28 protein-coding genes and 12 tRNA genes are annotated in these 26268 nt (G+C 48.7%); 5 read left to right on the forward strand and 35 right to left on the reverse strand.

All coding sequences use genetic code 11. The features are described 5' to 3' along the window. Positions 1-397 precede the first annotated feature (397 nt). The 13 genes from H615_RS0119945 to H615_RS0120005 all read right to left on the reverse strand — a co-directional run bounded on the left by H615_RS0119945 (position 398) and on the right by H615_RS0120005 (position 2294). Positions 398-474: transfer RNA gene (locus H615_RS0119945), tRNA-Ile, on the reverse strand. Positions 475-491: 17 nt separating this feature from the next. Beyond that, a tRNA-Gly gene (locus tag H615_RS0119950) sits at positions 492-565 on the reverse strand. A 23-nt stretch (positions 566-588) separates the two neighbouring features. Continuing rightward, positions 589-665: transfer RNA gene (locus H615_RS0119955), tRNA-Pro, on the reverse strand. Positions 666-671: 6 nt separating this feature from the next. Continuing rightward, positions 672-748 (reverse strand) — tRNA-Arg (locus tag H615_RS0119960). Positions 749-836: 88 nt separating this feature from the next. Then, positions 837-924 (reverse strand) — tRNA-Leu (locus H615_RS0119965). Positions 925-963: 39 nt separating this feature from the next. Next, a tRNA-Leu gene (locus H615_RS0119970) sits at positions 964-1045 on the reverse strand. Positions 1046-1052: 7 nt separating this feature from the next. Continuing rightward, a tRNA-Lys gene (locus tag H615_RS0119975) sits at positions 1053-1128 on the reverse strand. 108 nt (positions 1129-1236) lie between these two features. Beyond that, positions 1237-1311: transfer RNA gene (locus H615_RS0119980), tRNA-Gln, on the reverse strand. Between the two features lie 7 nt (positions 1312-1318). Then, positions 1319-1395: transfer RNA gene (locus H615_RS0119985), tRNA-Asp, on the reverse strand. 20 nt (positions 1396-1415) lie between these two features. Further along, a tRNA-Glu gene (locus H615_RS0119990) sits at positions 1416-1487 on the reverse strand. 10 nt (positions 1488-1497) lie between these two features. After that, positions 1498-1588, reverse strand: a tRNA-Ser gene (locus H615_RS0119995). A gap of 4 nt (positions 1589-1592) precedes the next feature. Further along, positions 1593-1667, reverse strand: a tRNA-Asn gene (locus H615_RS0120000). Between the two features lie 174 nt (positions 1668-1841). Then, entirely contained in the window at positions 1842-2294 is a 453-nt protein-coding gene (locus tag H615_RS0120005) for a SprT family protein (protein ID WP_244877783.1), read from the reverse strand. A 74-nt stretch (positions 2295-2368) separates the two neighbouring features. Here H615_RS0120005 and cmpA point away from each other — a divergent pair, with 74 nt between their 5' ends. After that, complete coding sequence (cmpA, locus tag H615_RS22465; protein WP_156896544.1) at positions 2369-2479, forward strand: cortex morphogenetic protein CmpA; 111 nt, start codon at positions 2369-2371, stop codon at positions 2477-2479. A gap of 34 nt (positions 2480-2513) precedes the next feature. Here the strand turns inward: cmpA and H615_RS0120015 are convergent, their stop codons facing one another. The 15 genes from H615_RS0120015 to acpS all read right to left on the reverse strand — a co-directional run bounded on the left by H615_RS0120015 (position 2514) and on the right by acpS (position 15027). Beyond that, positions 2514-4685 (reverse strand): Tex family protein, encoded by a 2172-nt coding sequence (locus H615_RS0120015; RefSeq protein WP_027956776.1) that lies wholly within the window; start codon positions 4683-4685, stop codon positions 2514-2516. Between the two features lie 129 nt (positions 4686-4814). Continuing rightward, positions 4815-5390, reverse strand: coding sequence for a SpoIIE family protein phosphatase (locus H615_RS0120020; protein ID WP_244877784.1), 576 nt, complete (start codon positions 5388-5390; stop codon positions 4815-4817). A 20-nt stretch (positions 5391-5410) separates the two neighbouring features. Then, the gene (sigB, locus tag H615_RS0120025) at positions 5411-6190 is read right to left on the reverse strand and encodes an RNA polymerase sigma factor SigB (protein WP_027956778.1); all 780 of its coding nucleotides are present in this window, start codon (positions 6188-6190) and stop codon (positions 5411-5413) included. Continuing rightward, positions 6162-6638 (reverse strand): anti-sigma B factor RsbW, encoded by a 477-nt coding sequence (rsbW, locus tag H615_RS0120030; RefSeq protein WP_027956779.1) that lies wholly within the window; start codon positions 6636-6638, stop codon positions 6162-6164. The genes sigB and rsbW overlap by 29 nt, the downstream gene beginning before the upstream one ends. A 2-nt stretch (positions 6639-6640) precedes the next feature. Then, positions 6641-6967, reverse strand: a complete 327-nt coding sequence (locus H615_RS0120035) for an STAS domain-containing protein (protein ID WP_027956780.1) — start codon at positions 6965-6967, stop codon at positions 6641-6643. A 62-nt stretch (positions 6968-7029) separates the two neighbouring features. After that, positions 7030-8040 (reverse strand): PP2C family protein-serine/threonine phosphatase, encoded by a 1011-nt coding sequence (locus H615_RS0120040; protein WP_027956781.1) that lies wholly within the window; start codon positions 8038-8040, stop codon positions 7030-7032. Between the two features lie 14 nt (positions 8041-8054). Continuing rightward, entirely contained in the window at positions 8055-8456 is a 402-nt protein-coding gene (locus tag H615_RS0120045; protein ID WP_027956782.1) for an anti-sigma regulatory factor, read from the reverse strand. Positions 8457-8458: 2 nt separating this feature from the next. Continuing rightward, entirely contained in the window at positions 8459-8815 is a 357-nt protein-coding gene (locus H615_RS0120050) for an STAS domain-containing protein (RefSeq protein ID WP_027956783.1), read from the reverse strand. Positions 8816-8820: 5 nt separating this feature from the next. Continuing rightward, positions 8821-9690: an RsbT co-antagonist protein RsbRA gene (locus H615_RS0120055; RefSeq protein WP_027956784.1), complete on the reverse strand. Its 870-nt coding sequence runs from the start codon at positions 9688-9690 to the stop codon at positions 8821-8823. Between the two features lie 226 nt (positions 9691-9916). Beyond that, on the reverse strand, positions 9917-10267 hold the full coding sequence (locus H615_RS0120060) for a type II toxin-antitoxin system PemK/MazF family toxin (RefSeq protein ID WP_027956785.1): 351 nt from the start codon (positions 10265-10267) through the stop codon (positions 9917-9919). Between the two features lie 5 nt (positions 10268-10272). Continuing rightward, complete coding sequence (locus H615_RS0120065; RefSeq protein WP_027956786.1) at positions 10273-10554, reverse strand: CopG family ribbon-helix-helix protein; 282 nt, start codon at positions 10552-10554, stop codon at positions 10273-10275. A 160-nt stretch (positions 10555-10714) separates the two neighbouring features. Continuing rightward, a complete protein-coding gene (gene alr / locus H615_RS0120070) occupies positions 10715-11872 on the reverse strand; it encodes an alanine racemase (protein WP_027956787.1) in 1158 nt (385 codons plus the stop codon). A 162-nt stretch (positions 11873-12034) separates the two neighbouring features. Further along, positions 12035-13063 (reverse strand): LolA family protein, encoded by a 1029-nt coding sequence (locus H615_RS0120075; protein WP_027956788.1) that lies wholly within the window; start codon positions 13061-13063, stop codon positions 12035-12037. A gap of 42 nt (positions 13064-13105) precedes the next feature. Beyond that, positions 13106-14599, reverse strand: a complete 1494-nt coding sequence (locus H615_RS0120080) for a bifunctional ADP-dependent NAD(P)H-hydrate dehydratase/NAD(P)H-hydrate epimerase (RefSeq protein ID WP_027956789.1) — start codon at positions 14597-14599, stop codon at positions 13106-13108. A 62-nt stretch (positions 14600-14661) separates the two neighbouring features. Further along, positions 14662-15027, reverse strand: coding sequence for a holo-ACP synthase (acpS, locus tag H615_RS0120085; RefSeq protein WP_027956790.1), 366 nt, complete (start codon positions 15025-15027; stop codon positions 14662-14664). Positions 15028-15157: 130 nt separating this feature from the next. On the opposite strand from acpS, the gene H615_RS0120090 reads away from it, so the two are divergent. Then, positions 15158-15928: a rhomboid family intramembrane serine protease gene (locus H615_RS0120090; protein WP_027956791.1), complete on the forward strand. Its 771-nt coding sequence runs from the start codon at positions 15158-15160 to the stop codon at positions 15926-15928. 76 nt (positions 15929-16004) lie between these two features. On the opposite strand, the gene cshA is transcribed toward H615_RS0120090, so the two are convergent. After that, positions 16005-17477, reverse strand: coding sequence for a degradosome RNA helicase CshA (gene cshA / locus H615_RS0120095; protein ID WP_027956792.1), 1473 nt, complete (start codon positions 17475-17477; stop codon positions 16005-16007). Between the two features lie 217 nt (positions 17478-17694). Between cshA and H615_RS0120100 the strand changes: the two genes are divergently transcribed. Next, complete coding sequence (locus H615_RS0120100; RefSeq protein WP_027956793.1) at positions 17695-18612, forward strand: DMT family transporter; 918 nt, start codon at positions 17695-17697, stop codon at positions 18610-18612. Between the two features lie 49 nt (positions 18613-18661). After that, the gene (locus tag H615_RS0120105) at positions 18662-19516 is read left to right on the forward strand and encodes a DegV family protein (RefSeq protein WP_027956794.1); all 855 of its coding nucleotides are present in this window, start codon (positions 18662-18664) and stop codon (positions 19514-19516) included. 63 nt (positions 19517-19579) lie between these two features. On the opposite strand, the gene H615_RS0120110 is transcribed toward H615_RS0120105, so the two are convergent. The 5 genes from H615_RS0120110 to H615_RS0120135 form a co-directional block, all read right to left on the reverse strand. After that, positions 19580-19813, reverse strand: a complete 234-nt coding sequence (locus tag H615_RS0120110) for a hypothetical protein (RefSeq protein ID WP_027956795.1) — start codon at positions 19811-19813, stop codon at positions 19580-19582. Positions 19814-20064: 251 nt separating this feature from the next. Beyond that, a complete protein-coding gene (locus tag H615_RS0120120) occupies positions 20065-21330 on the reverse strand; it encodes an MFS transporter (RefSeq protein ID WP_027956797.1) in 1266 nt (421 codons plus the stop codon). Further along, a complete protein-coding gene (locus H615_RS0120125; protein ID WP_027956798.1) occupies positions 21327-22037 on the reverse strand; it encodes an alpha/beta hydrolase in 711 nt (236 codons plus the stop codon). The genes H615_RS0120120 and H615_RS0120125 overlap by 4 nt, the downstream gene beginning before the upstream one ends. A 72-nt stretch (positions 22038-22109) precedes the next feature. Beyond that, the gene (locus H615_RS0120130) at positions 22110-22493 is read right to left on the reverse strand and encodes a YppG family protein (protein WP_027956799.1); all 384 of its coding nucleotides are present in this window, start codon (positions 22491-22493) and stop codon (positions 22110-22112) included. 123 nt (positions 22494-22616) lie between these two features. Then, positions 22617-22895: a glutaredoxin family protein gene (locus tag H615_RS0120135; protein ID WP_027956800.1), complete on the reverse strand. Its 279-nt coding sequence runs from the start codon at positions 22893-22895 to the stop codon at positions 22617-22619. A 193-nt stretch (positions 22896-23088) separates the two neighbouring features. Here H615_RS0120135 and H615_RS0120140 point away from each other — a divergent pair, with 193 nt between their 5' ends. Beyond that, complete coding sequence (locus H615_RS0120140) at positions 23089-24183, forward strand: SDR family oxidoreductase (RefSeq protein WP_027956801.1); 1095 nt, start codon at positions 23089-23091, stop codon at positions 24181-24183. A 62-nt stretch (positions 24184-24245) separates the two neighbouring features. Here the strand turns inward: H615_RS0120140 and abc-f are convergent, their stop codons facing one another. After that, positions 24246-26081: a ribosomal protection-like ABC-F family protein gene (gene abc-f / locus H615_RS0120145; RefSeq protein WP_027956802.1), complete on the reverse strand. Its 1836-nt coding sequence runs from the start codon at positions 26079-26081 to the stop codon at positions 24246-24248. Positions 26082-26268 lie beyond the last annotated feature (187 nt).

Raw genomic sequence — 26268 nt, forward strand, 5'->3', positions numbered from 1 at the left:
TACCTCACCAACTAGCTAATGCGCCGCGGGCCCATCTGTAAGTGATAGCGAGAAGCCATCTTTCAACTTATCTTCATGCGAAGAAAAGTATTACCCGGCATTAGCCCCGGTTTCCCGGGGTTATTCCGATCTTACAGGCAGGTTGCCCACGTGTTACTCACCCGTCCGCCGCTCGTTCCACGAGCTTCACCCCGAAAGGATCCACTCGCTTCCCGCGCTCGACTTGCATGTATTAGGCACGCCGCCAGCGTTCGTCCTGAGCCAGGATCAAACTCTCCATAAAAGTAGTTTGACTTGCTCATTTGCACACCGAATGTGCTTTGTTTCAAATTTCTTCTTTAATGAAGAAATGTTTTGACGTACTGGTTGGTTCGTTCAGTTTTCAAAGATCAAATAATGGTGGGCCTGAGTGGACTTGAACCACCGACCTCACGCTTATCAGGCGTGCGCTCTAACCAACTGAGCTACAGGCCCCAATGGTGATTGAATAATGGAGCGGGTGAAGGGAATCGAACCCTCATCATCAGCTTGGAAGGCTGAGGTTTTACCACTAAACTACACCCGCATATATCATGTTGTATTTCTCGATGGTCGGGAAGACAGGATTCGAACCTGCGACCCCTTGGTCCCAAACCAAGTGCTCTACCAAGCTGAGCTACTTCCCGTTAAAATGGCGCGCCCGAGAGGAGTCGAACCCCTAACCTTCTGATCCGTAGTCAGACGCTCTATCCAATTGAGCTACGGGCGCATTTTATAATAGCTTTGCGTTGAAAGCGACTTTTCTATCTTAACACGTTTCCGTGTCGATTGCAACAACTTTTTTAAAAGAAATTAGTTGGTGCGGTCGAGAGGACTTGAACCTCCACGGGATTAACTCCCACTAGGCCCTCAACCTAGCGCGTCTGCCGATTCCGCCACGACCGCAGCATCATTATAATGGAATGCTGATCATGGTAATTAAAGTGCGGGTGGAGGGACTTGAACCCCCACGCCGTGAAGCACTAGATCCTAAATCTAGCGTGTCTGCCAATTCCACCACACCCGCAAATAAATGGTGAGCCATGAAGGATTCGAACCTTCGACCCTCTGATTAAAAGTCAGATGCTCTACCAGCTGAGCTAATGGCTCTAAAGAAAGGAATCTATTACACTTGAAAATGATTTGTTCTTTTTAAAAGCACAAGAACCATCATACATCTTATTGATAATGTTGTCAACCCTTTTTCCGAAGAAAAAATGGCTGGGCCAGCTGGATTCGAACCAGCGCATGACGGTACCAAAAACCGTTGCCTTACCGCTTGGCTATGGCCCAAAGATAATGGCGGTCCGGACGGGACTCGAACCCGCGACCTCCTGCGTGACAGGCAGGCATTCTAACCAACTGAACTACCGGACCCCTTAAAGGGTGATGCAAAGTGACCCGTACGGGATTCGAACCCGTGTTACCGCCGTGAAAGGGCGGTGTCTTAACCACTTGACCAACGGGCCATTAAGAAAATGGCGGAGAAGGAGGGATTTGAACCCTCGCGCCGCTTACGCGACCTACACCCTTAGCAGGGGCGCCTCTTCAGCCACTTGAGTACTTCTCCGTAATGGCTCCAACGGTAGGATTCGAACCTACGACCGATCGGTTAACAGCCGATTGCTCTACCACTGAGCTACGTTGGAATAATGTCTCAATGTGTGCCGCTCGTTTATCGGCGACGTTTAATATCTTATAACATCCTGCCTTTAATGTCAAACCCTTTTTCGTGAAAAAATGTAGTTTCTTACGTTTTTTTGGATTGTTTTGTTAAGGCTTATTTAATTTAACATGTGTGAAGTGGTTCGTCAACACAATTTTTACTTCTTTTTTAAACGGCCTTTACATTTCCCGCAGTGATACTTTTTCGTATCCACCTTCCTCTTCCGCTGATAAGTCTGACCGCACTGGACACACTCATAATGGTGGAACCCTTTCTTCTTTTCAGAAGGAAGCTGTGCGCAGAATCTCGGAGAGTCTGTCTTATGTAAAAGGTCTTTGAATTCAGGATCACCATGTCCAAAGCCTTTCCCTTCTATATGAAGGTGATAGTGGCACAGTTCATGTTTGATAATCCCTTCTAATTCAGCACCATCCAATTCTACAATATACTTCGGATTGATTTCAATGGTTCTTTTTGAAGGAATGTACCGCCCACCTGTCGTTCGAAGACGAGAGTTGAAGTATACATCATCCACAAACGGTTTGTCAAAATATTTTCGTGATAATTCGTCCGTCCATGCTTCCAGCTGCTGTTGTGTCAAAGACTGCACAAGCACACCTCCTCTGTTCTGTGCATACTGTATCATACGTATTTAAAAAGAGGAACAGAAAGGAGCTGTCCGTCATGCCTTCCTGGCTGAAAGTACAGATGGAGCGTGCTTTCTTCAATAAAGATAAGTATCAGATCAAGCTGCTTAATCAGTGCTGGTACTATTATCAGCACCTCTATAAATAGAAATACCCGGAAGCCGCAGCCCCCAGGTATCCCTTTACGATTGAGGAATCATGGTCAAAGCAATTCTCTGCTTCTGGACATCCACCTTGTCCACCCATACTGTAACAACATCTCCGACAGAGACCATGTCCATCGGGTGTTTGACGAATTTGTCAGCCAGTTTGGATATATGGACAAGCCCGTCCTGTTTTACTCCGATATCGACGAACGCACCGAAGTCAACAACGTTACGAACGGTTCCTTCCAGTTCCATTCCCTCTTCCAAATCCTCCATAGAAAGGACGTTCGTCTTGAGCAGCGGCTTAGGAAGATCGTCACGTGGGTCACGGCCCGGCTGGATCAATGCCTTTTGAATATCTGTCAGCGTCAGCGTGCCAATGCCGAACTCTTCCGAAGCGGCATTCAAGTCCATCTGCTTCAGTTTTTCACCCAATTGTCCATCCCCGAGGTCCTTACTTGTAAATCCAAGATTCTGAAGCAGCTTCCTTGTCGCCTGATAACTTTCCGGGTGGATCGACGTACGGTCGAGCGGTTCTTCTCCGTCCAGTACTCGAAGAAATCCGATACTCTGTTCGAACGTTTTCGCTCCGAGCCTTGGAATGTCCTTCAATTCTCTGCGTTTCGTAAACTTCCCGAGTTCCTCCCGCTTCTTCACGATGTTATTAGCAACCGTTTTACTCAAGCCGGATACATATTGAAGCAGGGAAGCAGAGGCTGTATTCACGTTTACTCCGACTTGGTTGACGGCCGTTTCTACAACAAACGTCAGGGACTCGTTCAATTTCTTCTGGGTAACATCGTGCTGATACTGCCCGACGCCGATGGATTTAGGATCGATTTTCACCAGTTCCGCGAGTGGATCCTGGATTCGGCGGGCAATCGATACCGCGCTTCTTTCTTCGACCTGAAAATCCGGGAACTCTTCCCTGGCCAGCTTGGATGCTGAATACACACTGGCTCCCGCTTCGTTCACGATCATATAGGAAGCTTTCCAGCTGTGCTTCTGGATCATATCACTAATGAACTGCTCTGTTTCTCGAGAGGCGGTTCCATTTCCAATGGCGATAAGCTCCATGTTGTACTGTTCCATGAATGACAGGAGCTTCTTTTCTGCGCCTTTGGTGTCTTTTTTAGGTGCGGTTGGATAAATGACTCCGATATCGAGCACCTTTCCCGTTTCATCAATAACCGCAAGCTTACAGCCCGTACGGTATGCCGGATCAACTCCAAGGACGACTTTCCCTTTAAGCGGAGGCTGAAGCAGAAGGCTTCGCAAGTTGCTCGAAAACACATCAATCGCCTGTTCCTCAGCCACTTCAGAAAGAGAATTGCGGATCTCCCTTTCCACAGAAGGCTGAATGAGTCGTTTGTAGCTGTCCTGGATCGCGTCAGTCAGGATTCCCCTGAGTTCTCCGCCCGTTCCCCGCTTCACGACTTCTTTTTCAAGGTACTGCGTAATACTGTCCTCAGGCGGCTGAACGGAAACCTTGATAATCCCTTCCTTCTCCCCACGGTTCATGGCCAGCACACGGTGGGAGGCAATAGAACGGACGGGCTCCTGGTAATCGTAGTACATCTCAAAGACACCTTTTTCATCCTTGGCCTTATCCTTCTCTGAAGAAGCAATTGTGCCTTTCTCGTGTGTCTGCTTACGAATCCTTTCCCTGAACGCTGCGTCCTCTGATATCCATTCGGCCAGAATGTCATTCACACCTGCACGCACGTCTTCAACAGCCGGCAGCTCCTGTTCTTCGGAAATGTACGTCTGCGCTTCTGCTTCAAAGCCGAAAGATTCCTGTGCCCATACTTTAAGGGCCAGTGGTTCAAGCCCCTTCTCTTTCGCCACTGTGGCACGAGTCCTCCTTTTCTGCTTGTAAGGACGGTAAAGATCCTCCACCTTCTGGAGTTTCTCTGCTTTTTCTATGTCGGCTTTCAATTCATCCGTTAGTTTCCCCTGCTCATCGATCAAGCGAACGACTTCCTCTTTACGCTCAGCAAGGTTGACGGCATAATTCCACTGATCTTCAATGGTTTTAATTTGAACTTCATCAAGACCACCGGTCATCTCCTTACGATAACGGGCGATGAACGGGACGGTGTTCCCTTCGTTCAGCAGTTGAATCACCTGCTGGATTATTCCTTCTTTCAGCTTCATCTGTCCGGCTACTGACTGAATCAATTCCGGACTGTTTTTCCAATCACTCAAAAAAAGACCTCCTTCAATGACGTCCCTCTTATTGTAACAAATCAACGAAGGGTTTACCTCGTTGTTCGAGGACGGTTCAACGAATTAAAAAATCCTTATTCCCGGATTCACACCGAAGAATAAGGATTTTTAATGGTAAACCATGGCTATAAGCGTTGTATCATCATCGCGGTTCTGCCCGTACAGATTTTTGTACAAGGACGTAATTTCTTCCGCGTTTCGTACATGTGTGATCTTAGAAGACAGGCGGCGGTCATTCACTCCATCAGAGAACATCAGAAAAATCATCCCTTTCTGGATATTTCCGTGAGTAACCCGCAGTGACTTCGAATACCCCGATAAATAACCCGCCAGCGGGATATTCCGGTGGCGTGTACCGTCAGGGTCTACAGTAATGACTCCAATATTCCCGATGGAGGAATACGAATAACTCATCGCACGGTAATCGATTTTCAAAATACCGAGCACAACCCCGCGTTTGCCGACCAGCACTTCATTGCATTTTTTTACAAGCGCCTCTACAGAAAGAGAAGGGTGATCTTCTATGATTTCCATCACAGCTTTCGAAGACTCCCTGGCCATCTCTCCACTGCCGAGGCCGTCAGCCAGTGCACAAAGGAACGCATCATCTGTTTCACGGTAAAAATAACTGTCGCCACAGTAGTAATTCCCTTTTTTAGCTTTCTGGAAGACAGATAACTCCACCCGTTCGTTCCCCTTTTCCACTAGAACACCTCAACCGATTCCGACTGGAGAGCTTCCCTCAATTTACGCAGCGCCCGCCTCTGCAGCCGGGATACGTGCATCTGGGAAATGCCAAGCCGCTCACCTGTATCTTTCTGACTCATGTTTTCAAAATACGTACATTGAAGAATCTCCTGTTCACGCTCACTCAAAATCGGGAGGACCTTTTCGAGCAGCATCCGCTGATCGATATTGGAGTATCCTTCATCCTGATTCCCGATAAGATCGAGAATGGTTACAGTACTTCCATCTGAATCCGCTTCGATTTTACGGTCTACGGAAAGGGCTTTGTAGCTTTTACCCATTTCCATCGTTTCCAGTACATCCTCTTCAGATACTTCCAGGTATTCAGCAATCTCGAGGACGGACGGGGAACGCTGCTGGATATTCGTCAGTTCTTCGGCCGCTTTCTTTATCTTCGGCCCAAGTTCCTTGATCCGGCGTGGTACGTGCACACTCCACGTCTTATCGCGGATGAAGCGTTTAATCTCACCGATAATGGTCGGGATGGCGAACGATTCGAATGATTTTCCGAAATCCTTATCATACCTGCGGATCGCTGCCAGCAGGCCGAGCATTCCGACCTGAACGAGATCTTCGTGGATCGTACTGTTCTTCGAATATTTACGAGCAATGGACTCTACAAGGTCCTTATAAACAAGGACCACTTTCTCCTGTACAGCCTCATCTTTTGGATTCTCCTGTAAATAGGCAATCCATTCGTAAATTTCCTCATTGTGGTGTTGTGATCTGGTCGCCATTTTGACCCACCCCGGTTTCATGGAGGTATTTCGTCATTAATACGATTACTCCATATTTACTGTTGATTTCGACTTTATCCATTAAGGCATCAATCAAAAACAGGCCAAATCCGCCCTCGCGGAGCTCTTCAATATCACCGTCCTGTTTATAAGGTCCGATGTCTTCTTTCACTTCACCAAGATTGAAGCTTCCGCCGTGATCGGCCACCATCACCTCAAGCCTGTCCTGATACACGCCGAAACCGATGGTGATTTCTCCTTCACCCGTTTCTTTGTATGCATGTTTGACAGCGTTGGTAATCGCTTCTGAAATCGCCACTTTCAAATCTTCAATATCTTCATAGGAAAAGCCCATGCGGTTGGCAATCCCGGACGTGCTGAGACGCACGACTCCGATATATTCCGCTTTCGCAGGCACCTTCACTTCAACAAAATCAAATGGTTCCATCATTACATTCCACCTTGCACTGTAGAATCGATGTTCATAATTTCAGTCAGGCCGGTAATCTTGAACAGACGGTAGACACGGTCCTGCATATGAATCAGACGGAGCGTGCTGTCATGTTCTTTCGTCGCTTTCAAGGCACTGATAAAGACACCCAGTCCTGTGGAATCCATATAATTCACGTCTTGAAGGTTCACTTCAACGACATCCTGTTCCTTCGTCAGTGGAAGAAGCGTTTCTTTGAGCTGAGGTGCCGTGAATGCATCGACTTCACCGCCGAGCATCACGTTCGCCACGCCGTCATTTTTTGTCACATCTATCGATAAATTCATAAATATCCCTCCCGTGTTGCTGAAAAGTAACCTAAATACCCAATACCCGGATCGATAAAACGTTAAACATTCCTTCTGAGAATGATCAACGTAAAATCATCACGCAGGTGGAAGTCCTGCAGGCGTTCAAAGTGTTTGTACACCTGGTCGACGATGCCCTGTGCCGGCAGATGGGAATACTGCTTGATGACGTGCAGCACCTCTTCCTGCTCGATGAAACGGTCGCCTGTCCGGCATTCTGTCACACCGTCGGTCAAGAGGACGATCATATCGCCTTTTTCCACTTGTTTCTCATACTGGGTGTAGGTGATTTCAGGAGATACACCGAGTACAAGGCCCGGAGCATCGATTTCTTCAAATTCGTCCTTATCCTTATGGTAATAAAAGCCCGGCTCATGACCGGCAGAAGCATAAGTAAACGTATGATTGTTGTTGTTATATAAGCCGTAGAACATCGTAATGAACATGCTGGCATCCACATTGCGTTCCACGACCCGGTTCAAGCTGCCCAGAATGACACTTGGATCGGTCTGCATCTCAGAGAAGCTGTCCATGGAATATTTGATCATGGACATGCATAAGGCGGCGGGCACGCCTTTTCCGATGACGTCAGCCACCGCAATACCCAGGCCGCCTTTGTTGTCATGGACAAAGTGGTGGTAGTCACCATTCATCTGTTTCGCCGGTACACTGAGTGCCCCGACGTCCAGCTCGTCAATGTCAGGCTTCACCGTAGACAGCAGTGTTTTCTGCATATTGGCCGCAACCGATATTTCGGATTTCAATTCCAGCTGCTTTTCACGCAGCGTCTGATATTCCTGATAGGCGAGACCATAGGAAATCATGGTTTCTAAAAGGAAATTCATGGATGTTTGTATATATTCCGGCATATCCGGGTATATTTCCTGTAATGATTGTATATGCACGTTAATAATTTCTTCTGGTGATATATTCTGCTGCATCGAGTGTTTACTGAACTGCTCTGCCTGATACAGAGCCTGCTCATCTTTCGTAGTTATATACTCCTGCAGCAGCTCTTTGTAATTCTCCAAGTCGAGTTTCAATGTACTCATCGTTTATACCTCCTCTAACGGAGCCATTTCACAACCTTGATTTCCGTACCTTCTCCTACATGGGAGATAATATCGAACTCGTCCATCAGCCGCTTTACGCCGGGAAGTCCTGCGCCAAGTCCCCCGGAAGTCGTAAAGCCGTCCTCCATGACCTGGCTGATATCCTGAATCCCAGGTCCCTCGTCCATGGCAACGATCCGGATGCCTTTTTTGTTCATATCCTCAAGCGTTTCAAAACAGACTTTTCCGGTCCCTGCATATAAATAAATGTTTCTCGCTAATTCCGAGATGGCAGTGGCGATCCTTGCCTGGTCAACGGTGCCGAAACCGATTTTTCTAGAGATGTCACGGCCCAGCTGCCTTGCTCCGACAATGTCCCACTCCTTTTGTATGTTCACACAGGATTGAAAATCCATACTCACTCCTCCAATTCCTGGCGAAGTTTAATCAATCCTTGTTCTAGATCTAATGCTGTAGGAACATCCTGCATATGAATGCCCAAATCAATCAACGTCATGGCTACCGCAGGCTGAATTCCCGTCAGCACTACTTTTGCCCCCATCAAATCTGACATCGTCACGACATCGCCGAGTACTTTAGCAATAAACGAATCAATAATGTCGACAGAGGTCAGGTCAATGACGACACCTGTAGCTCCACTTTCATGGATTTTCTTCAACAGGTCTTCCTGGAACTGGATAGCCGTTTGATCATCAAGATCGATTTGGATGGAAATAAGCAGGTAATTATGAAGCTTTAATATAGGTATCCTCATTTGTTTCACTCCCCATCTAGCGAATCAATCAGTTTTTCAATATCCTGGTCATTGGAACGCGTATCCTCAATCCGGCGGTTTGTCAGCTCAAGTGCCGATTGGAAGCCTTTACGAAGGGAACTCTTCGTCGGGAACTTCCCAAGGTCGATACCGAGGTTGACGATCGTCTGCGCAATTTCCGGTCGGATACCAACAAGAATACAGCGTGAACCGATCAGACGGACTGCTTCTGCCGCCTGGATGATATGATGCGCCACCATCGTATCGACAACCGGCACACCCGTGATATCAATCAACACGACCTCGGCATTATGTTTGATCACTCCATCAAGCAGGTTCTCCATGATCAGCTTGGCCCTTTCCGTATCAATCGTACCGATCAAAGGCATGATTGTTATGTTATCCATCACTGGAATCAGCGGTGCTGACAATTCCTGCAGAGCGACCCGCTGCAGGGAAACGATGTGCTCCCAGCTTCCGGAATACTCATTGACGAGGCGGTTGATGATCGGATCGACCCATCCATCCACCTCCCGCAGGATTTCAGAAAAATGATCGGAATTGACCTTTTCTGACTGCTTGAGTATAAAATCGGTTACAACGCGGCGGAATACCTGCATGCCGTCCGTCAGGTAGCTCAAAGGCCAGCCTAGATTAATGAGGCGTTCAGAGAAATCATCCAGATCCGAGGACAATCCCTGTTTTTCAATGCTTGAAAAAATGACATTCACGAACTCACGGTTCGTATTCTCAAACATTTCCTCAGAAATCGTTGATGTATAATCATTCTTTTTATGAGCGTCAACTTCCTTCAACCACATATTGACAATATCGTCGCTGTGTTCCAGCACTACGTTTTTTAATCGTTCATCCATTATCGAACCCTCCGCCATTGATACCATTTCATATTTTCCAACTGCTGCTTTTGCTATTTGGGTATAATGTTAACAAAAAAGGCCGGGTAGTTACACCAATCCGTTTGTAAAAAAACATGCCAACAACAATACCCTTTGTATTTCTATTATAAACTACATTCGACAAAAAAAATAAAGCCGCCTGCATACGAGGCAACTTTATTTTAACAAAAAGAAAAAAGATAAGTTAGAAGTCGATCAAACCGAGGCTGACCTGCAGGGATTTGTTCACCTGCTGCATCATCGGTTCGTCCAATTGGGTGATCTTGTCGGTCAAACGCTGCTTGTCAATCGTTCTGATTTGCTCCAATAGGATCACAGAATTTCGCTCGAACCCATATTTTTCTGCATTGATTTCAACGTGAGTAGGAAGTTTGGCTTTTTGTATTTGCGCTGTAATCGCAGCAATAATTACGGTCGGGCTGAAGCGATTACCAATGTCATTCTGAAGGATGAGTACAGGACGAACGCCGCCTTGTTCGGACCCCACAACCGGGGACAAATCAGCGAAATAAACGTCACCTCGTTTGACTATCACAGGCTTCACACCCCGCTCACTAATTGCTCCAGGGTGTGTTCGGCCTCCTCTTCAGCTTGAAACGCTTCTGAAGCGATGTTTAAATTAATTTTCGCCATTTCCATGTAACCTCTTCGCATCGATTCCCGAATATGACGTTGTTTTTTCTCACGCAAATACATTTTAGTAGCTTGACACATGAAATCGCTCCGATCACTGTTATCGAGTTGAATGAAGCCATCCACTTCATTGAGTAGGTTATCCGGAATCCGGATGACAATCTCCTGCATGCTGTCGGACAAAACCATACACCTCCACCATCTTCTCTCAAAAGAAACCAGTCAAATAGTCCACTCTAATCTTATCAAACGGGAGTGTCCATTGCAAAGGCGTGTTGGAATTTTTTTGTGTTTTGTGCAGCTTTCTATCCTTACATCGGGAGATTTGTCCGAAACCTCTTCCTTCCTGTCACAACGTATTTCTTACTTCGATGGTCTTCCCGTCTTTCCGGTATACACGGGGGACCCTGCGGCTGATGATGCAGGGAATTTCGTAATTGATGGTATCCAGGTAGTCAGCCACCTCATCTGTCGTTACTTCGTCATTCCCCTGTTTACCAATTAAGGTAACCTTTGTCCCTATAGGATATTCCTGATCCAGCCGAATCATGAATTGATCCATGCAGATTCTTCCGACAATCGGATGACGTTTTCCGTCGACAAGGACTTCCATGCCCTGCAGCCGGCGGATCCAGCCATCGGCATAACCCAACGGAACGGTTCCGATCCATTCCTCTTTTTCTGTCGTATACGTCGCTCCGTAGCTGATCGATTCCCCAGGTCCTACCTGCTTCACGTGAACCAGACAGCTGGTCAGGGAAAAGGCAGGCGTCAATTCTATCGGGCGTTCCTGTTTTACATCTGCGGATGGATAAAGTCCGTACATGCTGATACCGAAACGGACAAAATGGTCCATCCGCTCTGGAAAACGCATGCTTGTCGCACTGTTACTCGTATGTATTTCGACATCTTCCGGCCAAACCCTCTTAAAATGGGCCATTAATCGCTGAAATTCGTCCGCCTGCCGCTGATAATAGCTGGTATCCCCATCATCTGCCGTGGCAAAATGGGTGAAGATGCCTTTCAGCTGAAACGTTCCCTCTGCTTTAACAGCTTCAAGTACAGCGTCCATTTCTTCCGTGTCACGGATGCCGATTCTTCCCATTCCTGTATCCAGCTTCAGATGAATCGACAGCGGCTTCGAGCACGCGTCCGTCTGCACTTGGTGCAGCCATTCCTTCTGGAAAACAGTGACGGTAATATCGTTCGCTGCCGCCAGCGGAGCGTCTTCCGGGCGCGTCCATCCCATCACAAGAAGGGGAGCCTCAATGCCTGCGTCCCGAAGTTTGAGTGCTTCATCCATTATCGCAACCGCCAGTCCGCCTGCTCCCGCCCGCAGGGCCTCGGCAGCGACCTGTACGTCGCCGTGTCCGTAAGCATCCGCTTTGACGACCGCGTAGATCCCCGATTCAGGGTGAAGCCTCTGTCTCAACTGCTGAATGTTTGCTTCAATGGCGGATAAATCAATTTCTGCTATCGAATCTCTGTAATATCTGTCCTGCTGCACCTTGCCCGCTCCTCTCCTTTAACTATCCTATTATTATTGAGCGGAACATTCCTCCCTGTCAAATGGACACCTCCTTTCCCATACAAAACATCCGCAGAGCGCTTTCTGCGGATGTGTAAGAAAGAAAATAAAAGCAGACGATGACGCCTGCTCCACCTTCACTTATTTCACCATAGCCCCATGGTTGATAGAACTGGCAACGGAAACCATTTCTTCCTGGGTCAGTTCATTACTTGCAAGCTGGTAGGTCGTTCCGTTATGACTCCACTCCAGACGGTTGTGCTCAAGCGCAGCAATGACACCGTCATCCAGCTGCACCGGATCCCCGTTCACGTGGACAGAGTACCCGGCACTTGCCGGCTGCACTTCCGCCTTTTCCTGAACGAGTGTGAAGTTTTTCTCTCCGGCATACGTCATGATCATGCGTTTGCCGTCCTCTGTCTTCACTTCGCGTTCTTCCGCAAGCTCTGCACCGAAGGTTTCCTGCGGATACAGCACTTCCTCAAGCTCTTCCTCCGCCCCTTCCATGTTCGCTACTGGAGCCTCGGCCGGCGACATCGCCATATTCTTGTCTACATCGAAATCCTCTTTTTTCAGCGAGTCATCTTTTGTGAAGTTCGCAAAAGAGACCTCGACGAGTGCATTCATATCCTGATCGAAAACTTTGACCATAACCGGCTGGTAGGATTTTTTATCAAAATAAATTTCCTGATAAGGGAGTGTTTTGTTGTTTTGATAGTTGGTTTTCGTCTTGAATTTAAAATAGTTTTCGGTTGCGGTGAATTCTGCTTCCGGGTCGGCCTTGATATCGTTTAAAAGAGAAGCGAATAAATAGGGCTGACTTGTATTCTGCGGCCAGTCACTCTGGAATTTGAAGCTCTTATTCAGAGCCGGAGTGAGGACATAGACACCGGTATCGTTTTTCAGAATGACCTGACTTCCCTTTTCGTCCTGATCATTCTGAAGTTTCACGCGGTAGTAATCATCTTTCTTGTGCCATACTTGAATATGGTACTTCTGCTCTTCCTTGCCTGTGCGCATCTTCATGTTTGCTTCCGTTTTATAACCCGCCATCTCTTCTGTCTGCTTCTCAAGCTTCTTGATTACGTCCTCTTTTGACTGGGAGCCGCACGCGGTCAGAGCCCCCAGGATGAACAGGCTGAATAAAAGGATCAGAAAACGTCTTTGCATCAGACTCCACTCCTTTGTCTCTACTTATGGACAAAGGGAACGTTAAGTTATGGATGAAGAGAGTGTACGAAAGGTTCCGGGCAGGCCTTCTATCACATCGGTGGCCAGCAGATCCACTTTGGACCGGCCCTGCTGCACGACCCGATCGGCTGTATGGCCGTGCAGGACACATCCGCTGCTGAGTCCGTCCAACATGGATTCCGACTGCATCAGCATCGTCAGCAGGATTCCCGCCAGCGCATCTCCACTGCCGCCCTTGGCAAGCCCCGAATTTCCGGTGACATCCACGCGCTGCTCTCCGTCCGGCGCCGTAATGATCGTGGACGGACCTTTCAGGACGAGGTAAACCCCATACCTGCGGGCAAACGCTTTTGCCAGGGAAAACGGAGAAAGCAGCACGTCCTTGACCGATCGCCCGGTCAGATGCGCAAACTCTCCCGGGTGCGGAGTGAGGATGGTCGGTTCCTCCCTCTTTTCCAACTTCCCAAGAAAGTCTTTCAGCACATACAACCCGTCCGCATCAATCAGCAGCGGCCCTTTAGTATGAGTGACCACATGATGGACCAACGCACGGGCATCTGCTCCCCTGCCGATGCCCATGCCGGCCGCTACACCATCATAGGCGGACAGTTCCATTGTCTCCCTTTCCACAAAAGTAGCCTCCTGGACATAAGGAGTTATGGATGGAACCGCTCCTTCCTCTGTGGCGATGGCGATCAGCCCAGCCCCACTTCTAAGGGCCGCCCGCGACGTCATCGCTGCAGACCCAGGCATCAACAGAGACCCTCCGATGACCAGACCTTTGCCATGGGAACCTTTATGCGAATGATCATCACGGGAAGGGAGCGTCCGTTTCACATCCTCCACCGTCCACATACTTCGGCGCACGGCAGGAGATACCTGTGACGGAATACCGATTTCAACGACGGACCACTGCCCGTACCAGGGCTGTGTATGCTGGAGAAACGCACTCAGTTTCGGAGCTTCAATCACCGAGGTGTAATCGGCTTTGTATGCTGTGAATTCCTCTACTCCTTCATCCGCAGGAACGCCGGTTGGGAGGTCGACGGCAAGACGAAGTAGAGAAGCTTCGTTACAGTGCTGGACGATTTGTTTATAAGGTTCACGCAGATCTCCCTGGACGCCGATGCCGAGCATGGCATCAATGGAAACATCCGCACGCAGCAGGTATCCTTCCGCGTCTTCCACATCCGTCCATTTTTTCACTGTGTGACCGGAAGCTTGGAAGATCTGCTTGTGCACGGCGGCGTCTCCCTTGATTTTTTCGTCCGAAACGACCTGCACAGCCTCTGCCGTGTACCCAAGGTTCAAAAGGGTACGCGCAATCACGAATCCGTCTCCGCCATTGCTTCCGGCACCGATCCATACGATGATGCGGTCCGATTTCTGAATGTGTTTAACCAGATCATAGGCGGCTGCACGTCCGGCATTCTCCATGAGCATGGTTCCTGCCAGTCCGGCCTCCGCTGCAGCCTGATCCCGTTCGTACATCTCTTGTGCGGTTACAATATCCAACTCGTTCCCTCCTACCCGCATTACATGTTATGAGACAAGCGGTTCAATTATGTCTTGCCTGTCTATTCCCGGCCGCTCTCTTCCAAAACCACCTGGGCGACCGCATGAGTCCGGCTGTGGGTGATCGACACCCAGATGCGGCAGGATTCAAAGCCCTTGGCGGTCATCTGCGGGGCGCCGTTTTCCGTTGGCAGGATTTCCATATCCTGAAAACCGAGGGCACCGATGCCGGTCCCAGCCGCCTTTGAGAAGGCTTCTTTGGCAGCGAAGCGCCCGGCGGCAAACTCCGCCTGACGCTGTTCCTTAAGATTGTGACAGCGCTGATATTCATTTTCCGTTAATATTCTTTGAACAAAGCGCGGCTGACGCTTTATACTTTGTTTAATACGATCGATTTCAACCATATCGATCCCGATTCCTCTGATCACACAGCATCTTCCTTTTCCATATCAATCTACCACCAGTATACCCGAACGTACCTTTGTTAAAAAAAGAATACGCAGACGGTGGTGGGACTACACTTTTAGATAACAAGACATCACAAAGGAGACGAATGTCATGTTTTTACGAACAGAAAGCTTCAAAGAGTTTCTGAGATTTTATCCAGTGGTTTCCGCGCTTGTCGGAATTCATTTTGCGTTATGGCTGCTTGCGGATTTCCTTCAGCTTGGTTTTGCTGTCGACTTGAAGCAGTGGGGCATCGGCGTGAACGTACTCGTATTAAATGGAGAGTACTGGAGACTGATCACTCCCATCTTCCTGCATGCCGGCTTCATGCACGCCGTATTCAATTCCTTCTCCCTCGTCCTGTTCGGACCTGCGCTTGAACAGATGCTCGGCCGCGTCCGGTTTATCGTCATGTACCTGGCCGCCGGTATTGCCGGCAACATCGGGACATTCATTGTAAACCCCGATGCTTACTACGCGCACCTCGGTGCATCCGGAGCCATCTTCGGAATTTTCGGTGTGTATCTGTTTATGGTGCTGTTTCAGAAGCATTTAATCGATCAGGCCAATGCACAGATCATCATCGTCATCTTCGCTCTCGGGCTTTTCATGACGTTCACCCGTCCGAACATCAACGTGCTCGGCCACTTGTTCGGTTTGATCGGCGGTTTCGCCATCGCCCCTGCCATCTTAAAAAACGCCCGTCCCTTTTCCCTGTGGCAGGTCCGCACCCGTCATTCCAACCGGGACAGCGATGAGATCTCCTTCAATCCCAACCGCTGGAAAAAACGGCGGTTCGGCCGTGGAAAAATCGGAAAATATGTATTGTGGGGCATCATCATTTTCCTCGCCCTGTTCGCGCTTGTGAACCGGTCACTTTAATTCGTGCGCCGGACCGCTCCCTTGAAACAAAAAAAGATCCGCTTCCTGACAGATAGGAAGCGGATCTTTTTATATATTAGCTGCGGCCTTTGTTCTGGTAGCTACCGCGCTTACCACCTTTACCGCTGAAGTTGCGGTTGCGGGATTTGTTTTTGTTGTTGAAGTTACGGCCGCCTCCGCCTTTGCGGTAGCCGCCTTTTTTCTTGCCTTTGTCACGCTGGGCGTTTTTCACGCTGATTGGTGCAACGTAGGACAAATTGACAGGAACTTCACTGCGCTCTTTGGTCATCAACTTCAGAGCTGCTGCGATAAGGTCAGAAGGCTCATAGCGCTCAAGCAGTTCTTCCGCTGCATTTTTGTAGTTGTTCAAGTCATTGTTGTTCACAGTTTCAGCAATCTTTTCGACAGCCACTTTCTGCTGACCGCGTGCAGCTTCTTCAGAAGAAGGCACTTTCAGACGATCCACTTTTTTCTTCGTCAGCTTTTCAATCAAGTTAAGCTGATCTTTTTCACGTGGTGTAACAAAGGAGATAGACTCTCCTTTACGTCCGGCACGACCAGTACGGCCGATACGGTGTACATAGCTTTCCGGGTCCTGTGGAATATCGAAGTTGTACACGTGGGACACTTCAGAGATATCCAGTCCGCGGGCAGCTACGTCTGTAGCGACAAGGATTTCAATACGGCCACGCTTGAACTTGTTCAACGTAGACATACGCTTTCCTTGAGTCAGGTCTCCGTGAATCCCTTCCGCGCTGAATCCGCGGGCTTGAAGACCGTCAGCCACTTCGTCTACACGACGCTTCGTACGACCGAAGACGATCGCCAAGGCTGGATCATGAATATCAAGCAGGCGTGTCAGTGTATCGAACTTGTGTTTTTCCGGAACTTCTACGAAGAACTGCTCGATGTTTTCCACCGTCATTTCCTTCGCTTTCACTTTAACTTCTTCCGGATTGTTCATAAGAGTTGTTGCGATGTCGCGGATCTCTTTTGGCATTGTCGCAGAGAACAAGAGTGTCTGACGTTCTTCTGGAAGAGCCTTCAGGATGTCGCGGATATCATCGATGAAGCCCATGTTCAGCATTTCGTCCGCTTCATCAAGGACAGCTGTATGCACGTTCTCCAATTTGATCGTTTTACGACGAATGTGGTCAAGTAAACGTCCAGGTGTCGCTACCACGATATGGTTGTTTTTCAGCGCACGGATCTGGCGCTCCATATTGGATCCACCGTAAATCGGAAGGACGCGTGCGCCTTTCCCTTTACCAAGGCGGTTCATTTCTTCAGCTACCTGAATAGCCAGTTCTCTTGTCGGGGCGATGACAAGACCTTGAACGCCTTTCACCTGTTTGTTGATTTTTTCAAGCATCGGAATACCGAATGCCGCCGTCTTACCCGTACCTGTCTGAGCCTGCCCAATCACGTCTTTCCCTTCTAGTCCTAGAGGGATGGTCTGTTCTTGAATTGGTGTGGTTTCTTCAAAGCCCATTACGTCTAATGATTTTAGAATCGGCTTTGATAATCCTAGTGATTCGAATGTTGTCACTTAATTCCTACTCCTTTATGTTTAAATCTTCTACCTATATCCATGTAAAAAAAGCCTTCTGCCACAGGAAACGGGAGAGGCTTCTCTGGTATCTGCCTGATAGATTTATTCATCATAACATATTTAACACATTATATTCTACACATTTCCGCTATGCTTTTCAAACCCAATAATGATAAAATGAGTAAAAACCGACCTATACCAGAGGAGGGCTAGATTGGAAAAGCCTCCGGTGCATCCTTATTTCATCCTGTTTATCGGAGTGGTTTCCATATCCACCTCGGCCATTTTCGTCAAGCTTGCGGGCGGCGCCCCTGCTTCGATGACGGCGTTCTACCGGCTGCTGCTTGCCGCCGGACTGATGGCCCCTTATGTATTATGGAAACATTCCGGTGAATTCAAACACATTCATAAAAAAGATTGGCTCCTTGCCACGATTTCAGGAATTTTTCTCGCCTTCCACTTTATCTTCTGGTTTCAATCCTTAAAATATACATCCGTGGCAAGCTCTGTTCTTCTCGTTTCCCTCCAGCCCGTCTTTGCCTTTACGGGCGCCTATCTGTTTTTTCGGGAACGATTTACCGTCGGAGCCATTCTCAGCCTTTTCATTACGTTAATCGGAAGTATCATCATTGGATGGGGAGATTTTCAGCTGAGTGGAACAGCCCTGGCCGGTGATATTCTTGCGCTCCTCGGAGCGGTTACCGTCACTGGGTACTTTCTGCTGGGACAGAGTCTCCGCCAGCGGCTGTCGCTTCTTACCTATACACTGATTGCCTATGGAATGGCAGCTGTCACCCTCGGCCTCTACAACCTGGCCGTCGGGACTGCCTTCACAGGCTACTCCGGAGAGCAGTGGTTCATCTTTCTGGCCCTTGCCGTGATTCCTACCTTCTTCGGACATTCACTGTTCAACTGGACACTGCGCTGGCTGAGCGCAGCCTCCATATCGATGGCGGCCCTCCTGGAGCCTATTGGAGCCTCTCTTTTAGCTTACTGGATCCTTAAGGAATCCATCACATGGGTGCAGTGGCTTGGTGGATCCATCGTTTTATTCGGCTTGATGATGTTTATTTTGAGCACCACGAAAAAAGTCGAGCCGAAACTGACCCACGAATTGAAAAAAGATCACTGAAACGAGTCTGGTATACTGGAAAGACGATATTTTGAGAGCAGGTGAACGAATGAATACACAACTAATCATCGACGGCGGCGGAGATGTCGCGCCGGGAATGATGGAGAAGCATAACATCCTCTCCGTCCCGTTAAATATCCATTTCGGAGACGAACATTATAAAACGGAAGAAACCATTGATCTGGACACCTTCTATACGAAGATGAGGCAATCAGAAGAGCTTCCCGGCTCCTCTTCTCCGAGCCCGAATGATTTTTATGAAATGTACAAACGCGTGGACCCGTCTAAGAATATCCTCGTCCTTGCCATCAGTCACGGGTTGAGCAGCACCTACGAAAGTGCTGAAATCGGCAAAAACATGCTGCTTGAAGAAGAGCCTGACCGCCGGATTGCAGTTATGAACACCAAAACGGCCTCCTGCGGTATCGCTCTTCTTGTCGATGAAGCAGGAAAGAAAATCGACGAAGGCGTCTCCTTTGAGGAACTTGTCGCCCATATGGAAGATCGTATCGAAAACACGACGACACTGTTCATTTTGAAAACATTGGAGAACGTCATCAAAGGTGGACGGCTGGATAAAGTGAAAGGCGCTCTCGCGAAGACGTTGAACATCAAGCTCCTTATGAAGGCCAGTGACGTCGGCGCTGTAGAAGTAACGGAAAAGGTGCGGGGAAACAAAAAGTCCATCCGCCGCTTTGTCGATCAAATCGGGGAATACGCACATTCCTTCGAAGACCGCGTCATTGCTCTGTCCCATTCCAATGATGAGGAACGCGGCAGTCAGGTACTTGAAATGATCAAAGACCGCTATCCATTTAAGGAAAGCCTGTTTATGGATATGGGTCCTTTGATTGCTACCTATGCAGGTGAAGGCGGCCTCGTCATCGCCTTTTTCAAAGATTAAAACGGAAAACTCCTTAGGCCTCAGCCTAAGGAGTTTTCAGCTTGTAGAGAAACCCCTGTTTCTTTACAAGCTTTTTTCTTTCTTACCGCCAGGAGCGAAAGCCCCTTGGGATTTCTTTAACATCGACAAAGACTCTCCTTCACCCAGCTCATCCTTGCTGGATGGAGGAAAGTCTTTTTCATATTCCGGCTGACAGCTGTCATCAGTGCCTGTTCTTTCTATTTTTCTTTTCCACGCAAGCGGCAATAGCGCGCAGCCCATCCCGTTCTTTTGAACCTGCGAACCTGCGTAGGTCACAGTCTCTCTCCTCTATTTTCTAACGTCGGCACGAGGAGCGTTCGGTGGGGATGCCTGCGGGAACAGCACGGGCCGAAGATCCACTTGGGCAGGCGACCTTCCTGACCAAGTTAGCTGCGGGCGTGCCCGCGGCATTCATCCACCAACAAGCGAAAAGTGACCCTTCACACGACAAATCGACAACTCTAACTGATAAACACAGGCTTTTTCTACAGCCAACAAACTCCTTAGGCCTAGCCTAAGGAGTTTGTTTATCCATGATAGTCTGCGTAATCAGGCTGCGGGGAAAGCAGTGCCAGAACTGTCGCGGTGACTGGAAACAAAACGGTAAGCACAATGATTTCCTGATAGCCCCCGAGCCAGTCATAAAAAATACCGAAAGGCAGCGGCCCGAGAGCAGATCCAATGACCATCACCGTCTGGGCAAGCCCCTTAATGCTCCCGAGGTAGGCACGCCCGAAATAATTCGGCCATACGATGTTCAATACAATCCGCTCAAATCCATTCACCACTCCCCATAAACAGCCAAAACCGACAGCGGCAGCCCAGGAATCCGTCACAAGAAGCAGCAGCAGCGTCAATATATGACCGAAAAATGTAACAGCCAGAATGTAATGCACTCGGAAGCGGTCGACAAGCCAGCCACTAATAAAAGTGACAGGAAATCCGACAACGGCCATAAGCGTCAACACCATTGCTGCTACTCCAGCGTCAAGGCTGCGCAGTTCCATAATGGAAACCATATGAAACGTGATCGCTGTGTTGACGAGAGCGGGAACCGTCACACAAAACAAAATGAACCAGAAAGCTCTCGTAGCCATTGCTTCTTTTAATGTCCAGCTCTTTTCATTCACTTCGACATTCGGATTCTTGATCTCCTGCCCGTCTGCCGGTTTACGGCTCCCATCAGGCACTTCCCCTATATCTTCCGGACGATTTTTCACAAGGTAAAAAGCAAGCGGCACGAAAATCACCAGCAGAGCGGTTCCCCAGATTCCCCAGGTCATTCGCCAGCCGAACGCTTCAATCAGCCACGTATTCAACGGTGGCAGTAAAGCAGAGCTCGCGAAACCTCCAATGGCCATCACACTGAGTGCCCGCCCCCTTTTCCGGATGAACCACTGTGGAACAAGTGTATTCGGAATCAGTGTCATCGATCCCTGTCCAAAGAGCCGGATTAGGAAAAAACCGATGAACATCATGACAGGACCAGCTAAAAAAGCATTCCAGAACAGCGCAAGGGCGAGGCACATTCCGACGGCGACCATCATCGCCCGCTGTCCGAAACGGTCAATCAGCCGCCCCATCATAAACAATATGAATCCAGCTGCAAGCGTAGCACCAGAATAAATGCCAGAGACAAGCGAGCGGGTATAATCGAAATCATCTATGTAATAATCAATGAAAATGGAAATGGAATACGTCTGGCCCGGACCGGAGAAAAACACACTCAGACCGGCAATAAAAACGATCACCCATCCATAATAAAAGGGTGATCCGTCTGTTCGGCTATTCAAGTTACCCCCTCCTGCTGAGCGCTGCCGATGAATTCGAGCACTCTGTTAAACAGTTCGTCTTTATCATCTCCGTGGCAGATGAGATGCTTCGACTGCTTCAAAAAGACCACTTCTTTTTCTGTTGACGGAATTTCCTCCTCCAAATAAACCGCTGCGGCTTTGGGAACCATGCCGTCCAGCTCCCCCTGGATAATTAACACAGGGCAGGTCACTTCTCTTAAATAGGGGCGGGTAAATTGTACACATTTCATAAATTCAATGGTTGAAAATACATACGTATCACGCATTTTTTTCTGATAACGCCGGAACAGATCATTGTCGGCCAGCACACCATTCCACGCATCTCCAGCCATCTCCAGAACATCCTTCGCCATCTGCGGAAGGCTCACATACTTGCCTGCGGCTGAGAGAAGCACAAGCCGGTCGACCCGGTATTTGGCCGTCAAATAGGCCGCAATCATGCCACCCATGGAGAATCCGACGATATACACTTCATCGTGACGTTTCATCAAATCCAACAGCGCAAGTTCAGCTGCTGCAATCCACTCCTGATAATAATGCCCTTCAAGGTCCAGATCCTCCCCATGGCCGGGCAGGGTCGGGTTGGCGATTTCCCATTCGGTTCTCGCTTCCAGAAAATCCACGAGTGGCTGCACTTCCTCCGGGCTTCCTGTATATCCGTGAATGCACAAACATCCAATACTCATAACCTTTTTCCTCCGCATCCTGCAGTTTTTCCAATATGGAAGAAAGAAAACGCGCTGACATCGGCAGCGCGTCTATTTGATCCCTTTCACAAAAGTACCGATACCTTTGACAATCGGACTGACTTGTTGAACGGTCTTCATCACCTGACCGGTGGTATTCATCATTTTATCAAAGTCAAATTGACCTTCCTCATTTTGAAAATAGCCGATCACGCTCTTCCCTGCTGCTGCGGGTTGGAAAGAGGTGGAGCCGCCTTCATTCCCGGTTTCAGTATAACCGGAGTAGGGGTTACTATTCACCTGGTAGTAAGGAAAGCCGTAGGATGCACTTCCCTGATATGGGTAGAAGGCGTTCCCCTGATAATAGGTCTGCGGGTAGGTATCCTGGCTGTACACAGGAGGAGCCGGATACCGGTACCAGTTTTCGTAATAAGGGTAGGAATAATATGGGTACATGACTGTGCCACCTTTAACGTATTTACTTCAGCCTATGACAGAGGCAGTAAAAAAGTGAGACACAATCATCCAGTACCCGACACGATAAAAAAACAAGTGACTCTCATCACTTGTTTCCTTTATTTATGAAAAGTTGAATGAGTCCGTTTGAGCATATAGGTCTTCCCTCAACCCCAGCACCTGCTGGAGCTTGCGCTTCTGAAACCCTAAAACACGGTGATCATCGACAAAGGTGGCCGGGGTCCCGTAGACACCCTTCCCCTGAAGCTCCTTAAAATAGGTGCGGTTTTCCGATACGTTCCGTTCCTCAAAATCTACATTCCACTCATCTAATAAATCCATGACCTGGTTACAAGAGGCACAATCGCGACTGGTGTACACAACAACATTCTGGTTTCCCATGACTCCCCTCCTCATGCCGGTTCAATAAACGTTCCTACAGATTTTTACCCTGATCATTTACGTTTAAACGTCTATTCCTCACCTATGTTTACCACGTATTCCCACTTATTAATCCCCCTTTTTTCATAGGAAAAAAGGAATTCACCTCCGCCATCCCGAATGGAGGTAAAAACAAGATGGAGGAGGCGGTTTTATGGCTTTTACGTATGTATGTACTGGTTTCCCCGGGTTTCTGGCGGCTGAGCTTCTGAAAGACCTGTTCCGCACACAGAAAGTGGAGCATGTCTATCTTCTTCACCTTCCTCATATGGAAAAGGAAGCACGGACGCGGCTTCATGACTGCCTGGAGGACCCTGCCGTGGATGGCGGCCGGATTACACTGATAACCGGAGATATTACAAAGAAAGATCTCGGGCTCGACGCTTCGACAGCTGAGGAGCTGAAACAGAACCTCACTCATTTTTATCATCTGGCTGCCTTATATGATCTGGCCGTTCCGCTGGCGCCTGCCCTTCAAGTAAACGTTCAGGGAACACGCGAAGTGCTCCGTTTTCTGCAAGTCTGCCTGCGATTGAACCGCTGTCTTTATTTCAGCACGGCTTATGTATCCGGAAAAAGGCAGGGAACGGTCTACGAGCATGAGCTGAAGCATAGTCACGGCTTCAAAAACCATTACGAATTTACGAAATACGAAGCAGAAAAGCTGGTACAGGAATATCAGCACCGTCTGCCCCTCACCATTGTCCGGCCGGGCATCGTCGTCGGTCATACGCGGACAGGATCGACAGCGAAATTCGACGGCCCTTACTTTATCTTGAACCTCCTGCATTCGCTGAAGTCCCTCCCTGTTGTCCCTTATTTCGGGAAAGGCCGGGCCCGGGTGAACCTCGTCCCTCATGATTATGTAGTCCAGGCGGCCAATGTTCTCACCCACCTGCCTGCCGCAGAAGGTAAAACCTATCATCTGACAGATCCTCACCCCTATACAGCCAGGGACATCTATTATCATTTCGCGTATCTGTATGCCGATAAGCAGCCTCATCTGACGGTGCCGCTCGCGGCTGCCCGTCCACCGTTAAAACTGAAACAAGTCCGTAGAAAGCTGGGCATTCAAAAAGAGGCGCTCGACTACTTTGAAACCGCCGCCGATTATGATTCAGCCCAGGCAGAAAACGATTTGGCATCTTCCGGCCTCTACTGTCCGGACCTCTTCTACTATACACAGCCGCTCGTTCATTATTATGAAGAGCATAAAAACAATCCAGCTAAGCATGTCCCTATTCTTTAAGTATGTTTCGATGGAAACTTCTACAAAAAGAAACGGGAGGGCCTGTCTGCCCTCCCGTTTTCTCATTCTCCCGCTTCGTCCAGCCAGCTCTCATACAATGCTTCCAGTCTTTCATCAAGCTCTTGTTTTTCCCGTTCCAGCCTGCCGGACTCTGAAAGCGAAGCCACCGCCCATTCTTCTTCCAAACGAGCGGCCTCTTTTTCAAGATCCGAAATCCGGTCTTCCAGAGATGCGGGTTCTTCCACAGGTTCAGGTGCCGCCTTCTTGTCCGCTTCCTCTTTTCTTTCCTCCGGCCAGTGGTGCTTCGTATCTTCATACGATCCTGAATATCGATATCCTTTTCCACCTGCCAGATACATGGTTTCCGGAAAGCACCGGTTCAGAAAATGGCGGTCATGGGAAACACCGATTACCGTTCCGGAGAAGCGGTCCAGCGCTTCCTCCAGAACCTCCTGGGATTCAATATCCAAGTGATTAGTCGGCTCATCCAGGAGCAGCACTTGTAAGTCCTGCTGCATGAAGATGGCGAGTTTCAGGCGCATTTGTTCCCCGCCGCTCAAATGGCGGATTTTCCGAAAGACATCATAGCCGTAAAATAGAAATCCTGCCAGTTGACGCCGAGCCTCTCCTTCGGTTACACGAATAGATGCGCGGTAATAATCAATCAACCTCTGCTCTTGATCGGCCTCCTGCAGCGGATGTTGAGGAAGATACCCCACCTTCATCCCAGGTGCACGTTTTATAGTACCCTCATCCAGCTGCTCTTCCTCCAGAAGCAGACGAAGAAGTGTCGACTTGCCACTCCCATTCGTCCCGACGAGAGCCAGACGGTCCTGATAACGGACGTGCAGGTTGAAGCCCTGAAGAATCAAGGATCTCCCATAGGACTTCCCACCGTTTTCCACGATGAAGACATCCTTCCCTGTCCGGTCTTCTGAATCAAGGGAAAGCTTCATCCGTTTTGGATCCATGACAGGTTTATCGATTTTCTCCATCCGTTCCAGCGCCCGCTCCATGCTTTTCGCTTTTTTAAATAACTTCTCACTGGGAGGAGAGGCCTCGTTGGCCCACTGCCTCAACCGGCGGATGGCATCCCTCATTTTCTTGATCTTCTTCTGCTGTTCTTCATAATGATGAAACTCGACCAGCAGCTTTTCTTCCTTTTTCTTTTCAAAGGTTGTGTAATTTCCTTTATAGGCTTCTATATCACCAGAATCAAGATCATAAATATCCGTAACGACCCGGTCGAGGAAAAAGCGGTCGTGAGAAATGATGCAGAGTGTGCCGGGATATTGTTGGAGAAACTCTTCCAGCCACTCGACCACTTTGACATCCAGGTGGTTGGTCGGTTCATCCAGCAGCAGCACATCCGGCTTTTCCAACAGCAGCTTCGCCAGACCGAGCTTCGTCTTTTCCCCACCGCTCAACGTGGTAAAGGACTGATCAAGAAGGTGATGGACCTTTAATCCGTGTGCGACCTGACGGATGGATGACTCCATTTCGTAGCCCCCTCGATCTGCAAACCGCTCCTGCAGGAAGCCGTATCGTTCTACAGCTTCCTCCATATGTTCCGGAATCCTCATCTTCTGTTCCAGCTCTTTCATCTCTGCTTCCATTTCCTGAAGCTTTTGGAAGGCCGAGCGTAAATACTCCCGGCCGGTTCCCATCCAATTGAATGGCAACTGGGTCAAATATCCGATGGTTTTTCTTTTCTGGATAAACACATCGCCCCCATCAATCGGCTCTTCCTTTGTTAAGATCCGGAACAATGTTGACTTCCCGCTTCCGTTTCTCCCGACAAGACCGACACGCTGATGTTCTTTGATTTCCATATTCAAGTTTTCGAATAACACTTCGCCGCCCATGATTTTGTATATATGTTTAAAGGTTATAATCATTTCCGTTCCTCCTAAAGACGTTTTAAGCGCACAAAAAAGCCAGAGGTCCCGTTACCTCTGACTTTTTCCGTGCGTATTCTATCAGGTATGAGACGTTACAGCATTCCTATTCAGATGTCATTTTGGACATACGTGTCCCGTTGACAGCTGAAATGTGAATAATGGCACGGCGCAGATAGTTCAATTG

Source organism: Halobacillus kuroshimensis DSM 18393, assembly GCF_000425705.1.
In the GTDB taxonomy this organism is placed as follows: Bacteria; Bacillota; Bacilli; order Bacillales; family Halobacillaceae; genus Halobacillus; species Halobacillus kuroshimensis.

Bases quoted from the DNA above. Each gene is read 5' to 3' on its own strand.
- H615_RS0120140 (WP_027956801.1), top strand. From the start codon at position 23,089: ATGGCTTTTACGTATGTATGTACTGGTTTCCCCGGGTTTCTGGCGGCT.
- H615_RS0120130 (WP_027956799.1), bottom strand. From the start codon at position 22,493: ATGTACCCATATTATTCCTACCCTTATTACGAAAACTGGTACCGGTAT.
- H615_RS0120075 (WP_027956788.1), bottom strand. From the start codon at position 13,063: ATGCAAAGACGTTTTCTGATCCTTTTATTCAGCCTGTTCATCCTGGGG.
- H615_RS0120055 (WP_027956784.1), bottom strand. From the start codon at position 9,690: ATGGATGAACGATTAAAAAACGTAGTGCTGGAACACAGCGACGATATT.
- H615_RS0120090 (WP_027956791.1), top strand. From the start codon at position 15,158: ATGTTTTTACGAACAGAAAGCTTCAAAGAGTTTCTGAGATTTTATCCA.
- sigB (WP_027956778.1), bottom strand. From the start codon at position 6,190: ATGGCGACCAGATCACAACACCACAATGAGGAAATTTACGAATGGATT.
- H615_RS0120135 (WP_027956800.1), bottom strand. From the start codon at position 22,895: ATGGGAAACCAGAATGTTGTTGTGTACACCAGTCGCGATTGTGCCTCT.
- H615_RS0120065 (WP_027956786.1), bottom strand. From the start codon at position 10,554: ATGGTTTTGTCCGACAGCATGCAGGAGATTGTCATCCGGATTCCGGAT.
- abc-f (WP_027956802.1), bottom strand. From the start codon at position 26,081: ATGATTATAACCTTTAAACATATATACAAAATCATGGGCGGCGAAGTG.
- rsbW (WP_027956779.1), bottom strand. From the start codon at position 6,638: ATGGAACCATTTGATTTTGTTGAAGTGAAGGTGCCTGCGAAAGCGGAA.
- H615_RS0120050 (WP_027956783.1), bottom strand. From the start codon at position 8,815: ATGAGGATACCTATATTAAAGCTTCATAATTACCTGCTTATTTCCATC.
- H615_RS0120040 (WP_027956781.1), bottom strand. From the start codon at position 8,040: ATGAGTACATTGAAACTCGACTTGGAGAATTACAAAGAGCTGCTGCAG.
- H615_RS0120045 (WP_027956782.1), bottom strand. From the start codon at position 8,456: ATGGATTTTCAATCCTGTGTGAACATACAAAAGGAGTGGGACATTGTC.
- H615_RS0120035 (WP_027956780.1), bottom strand. From the start codon at position 6,967: ATGAATTTATCGATAGATGTGACAAAAAATGACGGCGTGGCGAACGTG.
- H615_RS0120125 (WP_027956798.1), bottom strand. From the start codon at position 22,037: ATGAGTATTGGATGTTTGTGCATTCACGGATATACAGGAAGCCCGGAG.
- H615_RS0120105 (WP_027956794.1), top strand. From the start codon at position 18,662: ATGAATACACAACTAATCATCGACGGCGGCGGAGATGTCGCGCCGGGA.
- cmpA (WP_156896544.1), top strand. From the start codon at position 2,369: ATGCCTTCCTGGCTGAAAGTACAGATGGAGCGTGCTTTCTTCAATAAA.